The sequence below is a fragment of the Dickeya sp. MK7 genome (assembly GCF_000406305.1).
Classification (GTDB): Bacteria; Pseudomonadota; Gammaproteobacteria; order Enterobacterales; family Enterobacteriaceae; genus Dickeya; species Dickeya fangzhongdai.
Map to the genome: position 1 here is coordinate 1 of NZ_AOOO01000054.1, position 1088 is coordinate 1088.

General features: G+C 55.6%; 1 protein-coding gene. It reads right to left on the bottom strand.

The features are described from left to right. Positions 1 to 4: 4 nt before the first annotated feature. The coding region (locus DXXMK7_RS00055; protein WP_238555960.1) for a P-loop NTPase fold protein at positions 5 to 1088 on the bottom strand (1084 nt) is incomplete at its 5' end.

Here is a 1088-nt window from a genome sequence, read left to right on the forward strand (position 1 = left end):
GCGCTTACACGAAGACCCGGAGTGTCTCCAGAAGCAGGAAATCTACAATGTTCACCTCGAATACATTGCCGACCACATGCAGTGGCATGTGTACAGCAATGGATGAGATGAGACGACGTGCATCACGCATGTTGCGAAGTAGGGGATGGATGCAGCCAATGCAAGCGTTACCCCAGCGCCTCTGAGAGAACCCGTTTGCCTCGATCGCATAGGGGCCTGCCATTTTAGAGAGTTCTGCCTCGAACATACGATGCACGATCGATGTCGGGACGGCCGGTAGATCAAAGCTAGCCTGCACGACCTTTTCAAGGAAGGCTCGGCCGTCGTTGTCGGCAACCGGATCGAGTGCCCTTTCTACGATACTGGGCTGGAACAGGAGCACAAAAACAATATTCGGTAGATTAGCATTCGCCTTTACCTGACGAAGCAGCATCCTGATCTGCTCAGGCTCGAGCCGGTCAATGTCGTCAACGAAGACAACCAGCGGCCGGTCAAGTTCGCGAAGACGAGCTTCAAGCGATCTGCGTACCTTATCGAGAGACTCGCCGCTATGGTCACGCCCGAGATGCGATAGCACGCGTCCGAGAAGAGGTACTACGACCGAGAGAAAGGCAAGAACAGCCGCAACCTTTGCGACCGTCGGAAGGTCATATCCAATGGCCGACGCGATCGCTATAACCGAGGCATTTGTTAGCACCGCCGAGATAAGAAGGCCTGAACTCCCGGCCTCTTTAAGAGGCTTACCGACTCCTGTGAGGATCGCGCCGTAGCGTCGCAGTGCCTCGGCACGGTCGCGTGCTGCCTTCGAATACTCGCCTCCTAAGCTATCTGCTATCTGGCCAAATAGCGCGCGGGCGATTGCGTCGCCGTCTCCCCATTGCCAGGGGTTAAAGTCGAGCCAGTCTGCTCCGTTTTTCTTGGCATTGAGCCGTTCGGTGATGAGGTTTTTCAGTGATGATTTGCCGAAGCCCCATCCCCCACGAATAGCGAACACTCGGCCTTCGCGCAAACTAAGCTCTGAAAGCACGTCGGCTATGCGAACCGCGAATTCGGCCCTTCTAAGGCGATCTTCGGATGCTGTCCGAATC